The following is a 2,392-nucleotide window of genomic DNA, read 5'->3' as shown; positions in this document are numbered from 1 at the left end:
GGGCAACCTCTACACTCAGGGGCGGGAGATCGCGGTGCACAAGGCCAACGACCCTCAGGCATGGATCGCGAACGCGCCGGCGGCATGGAGCGTGATCCCGTACAAGGGTCACGTGTTCTTTTCCGACATAAGCAGCGGGCTTTGGGCCATCAGGCTGGAGCCGAAGGATCGGCCGGTGTCATGAGCGCCCACGGGAGAGCACCAAGCGACGCGAAGACGTTACTGATCGCGGCGATCCTGTTCGTGCTCACGCCGACGAAAGCCGAAGGGCAACCGACGGTCCAGCAATATCGGGACTTTCCAGCGTCGGGTCGCACCGGATACGTGGTCGGGTGGTACGGCGGATTCATGTACGCGTTTCTCAACTTCATCGCGCCCGAGGAGGATGACTCTTGGACATGGCACGTCCTCTTCGGAGCCGAGGCCGTCGGCGTTGATGTGAAGGTCTGCATGGAGGGATCGACCTTCGGTCAGGCGCAGGACGTCTTCGACGCATACATCGAGGTGCATACAGACGTCTGGCAGGAACACGCGAGGGTTCACCTGGGCCTCTCCTTGATCGAAGCCTGCCTCTGGGCGGCGACGCACGCTTCATCGGATGAGGCTACGGGTCAAGGAGGGCGTTTCCCCGCCCCGCCGGCATCCAGCCCTCCGTCGTCGAGCTTGATGACGTGGTCGGAGCCGAGTCCGTCGGCGTTGATGTGAACGCTTTCCCTCCCGACAGGGCCGTTGAAGCGCCTATCCCTGGTCAATGCTTACCTTGGCGCTAGGCTGAGTTTTGGAACAGGACGCCGTCCAGCTCTTGCTGGCCCTCCACGTAGCTCCCCGGCATCTTGGGGTCCATGTCCGAACCTCCTGCAAGAACCCAGGGTGAGTGGGACCCTTCCCTCCACCGGCTCCCGGTCTGGGAGATCAGTAGCGAAGCAGTGTTAGCGCTTGCGAAAGACTGGAAGGCACTCCTCAAGGCGATAGCGGTGCCCACGGTGGTTGTCGCGGGGGCCCGCGTGGCGTCACTGCAGGGTCCACGAGATCTTGGTCCTCATAACTTTGAAGACGTACAACATGTCCTGTGGCACTTATAGATGACTGTATATTGAATGCAACAGAGGGATTAAAAAAGGGGTAGCCCTGTGCGGTGCACACAGGAGCGGAGCTTGGATGGGGAGCGGCGTATGAGCTCAAGGGTTTCGTCGAGGTGGAGGTCCAACTCTGCGATGTCGTCGGGTCGGCCGTTTGCGAGACTCGCCTTGGCCAGGCTCCACACGCCTTCGTCGGGGTTGAGCTCGGGAGCGTACGGGGGCAGCGCGACCAGGTGCAGGCGAGCGAATCTGCGGCACATCTCACGAACGGGCTCACCGCGATGGATCGAGGCGTTGTCCCAGATGACGGTCACGTGACCACGAAGGTGGCGCAGCAAGTGACGGAGGAAATCACACACCGCGAGACCATCGATGTTCGTGCGGTGGAATCGATAGTAGAGGCCCACGCGGTGCCGCACGGGGCTAACCGAGAGTCCCGAGATGACCGAGATGCGGTCGCGACGGTAGCGGTGACGCACCACCGGGGTGCGACCCCTCGGTGCCCAGGTCTTGATCAGCATGGGAATCAGTTGGAAGCCGCTCTCGTCGGCGAAGACGATGTGGGCCCCCAGCTTCTCGGCGTTTTTTTTACCTCGGGCCACACCTCACGCTTCCAACGCTCGATGGCCTCTTCGTCGCGCTCCTGGGCTCGCCGCTCGGGCTTCTGGCAGCTCCAGCCCAGAGAGTGCATGAGGCGACCCACGTGATCGCGGTGGTAGCTGACCCCAAAGCGTGCCTCGATGAGTTCGGCGATCCGCTGCGTCGTCCACAGCTCCGTGCGGTGGCCCTGGGCCATGGCTCCCTTCAGCAGCAACTCCAAGAGCCGCGTACACTGCTCGTCGCTCAGCTTGCGCGGCCGGCCCGATGCCTTGCGCACCTTGAGCCCCTCCCTGCCTCCTCGTCGCCGCGCGTCGCGCCAGCGCATCACCGAGCTCGCGTGACACCCAATCAGTTGGGCTACCTCGTGAAGCGAACGGCCACCGTCGAGAAACCGCATCGCTCGATGACGCCGTCCCTCTAGCTGCTGTGCAGATCCGCTAGGCCGTGCCATGACAGACACCCTCCCCCTACCTGGGTACCCATCAATATATTGCATTACTTATACAGATGTCCATAACGCGATCCTGTATGTGGCCGAGCACGGCTGCAAGTGGCGGGGGTTGCCCAGAAGCTTCGGTAACTGGCATACGATATACACGCGGATGAATCGCTGGGCGAAAGCAGGGGTGCTGGATCGTGTCTTTACGGCCGAGCAAAATCATCCGCATCAAGATCGAGGCTCTGTCGATCGACAGTACCATCGTCCAGGTGCA

Annotated in this window: 4 protein-coding genes and 1 pseudogene; 3 read left to right on the top strand and 2 right to left on the bottom strand. The window is 62.1% G+C overall.

Annotated elements, in window-relative coordinates; translation table 11 throughout:
• Both IIB36_20545 and IIB36_20540 read left to right on the top strand, forming a co-directional pair.
• The coding region (locus tag IIB36_20545; GenBank protein ID MCH7534127.1) for a hypothetical protein at positions 1–184 on the top strand (184 nt) is incomplete at its 5' end.
• A complete protein-coding gene (locus IIB36_20540) occupies positions 181–705 on the top strand; it encodes a hypothetical protein (protein MCH7534126.1) in 525 nt (174 codons plus the stop codon). The genes IIB36_20545 and IIB36_20540, both read left to right, overlap by 4 nt.
• A gap of 406 nt (positions 706–1,111) precedes the next feature.
• Here IIB36_20540 and IIB36_20535 read toward each other — a convergent pair whose 3' ends face one another.
• Together IIB36_20535 and IIB36_20530 are read right to left on the bottom strand one after the other, a co-directional pair.
• Positions 1,112–1,681, bottom strand: coding sequence for an IS630 family transposase (locus IIB36_20535; protein MCH7534125.1), 570 nt, complete (start codon positions 1,679–1,681; stop codon positions 1,112–1,114).
• Positions 1,606–2,130, bottom strand: a complete 525-nt coding sequence (locus tag IIB36_20530; protein MCH7534124.1) for an IS630 family transposase — start codon at positions 2,128–2,130, stop codon at positions 1,606–1,608. Before IIB36_20530 ends, IIB36_20535 begins: the two co-directional genes overlap by 76 nt.
• A gap of 58 nt (positions 2,131–2,188) precedes the next feature.
• Here IIB36_20530 and IIB36_20525 point away from each other — a divergent pair.
• Positions 2,189–2,392: pseudogene (locus tag IIB36_20525) on the top strand (transposase).

This window comes from Gemmatimonadota bacterium, assembly GCA_022560615.1.
Lineage (GTDB): Bacteria > Gemmatimonadota > Gemmatimonadetes > Longimicrobiales > Gaopeijiaceae > UBA1138.
The sequence above is the reverse complement of the archived record's forward strand: the minus strand, read 5'-3'. Positions and strand labels throughout refer to the sequence as shown.

Bases quoted from the DNA above. Each gene is read 5' to 3' on its own strand.
- IIB36_20540 (MCH7534126.1), top strand. From the start codon at position 181: ATGAGCGCCCACGGGAGAGCACCAAGCGACGCGAAGACGTTACTGATC.
- IIB36_20530 (MCH7534124.1), bottom strand. From the start codon at position 2,130: ATGGCACGGCCTAGCGGATCTGCACAGCAGCTAGAGGGACGGCGTCAT.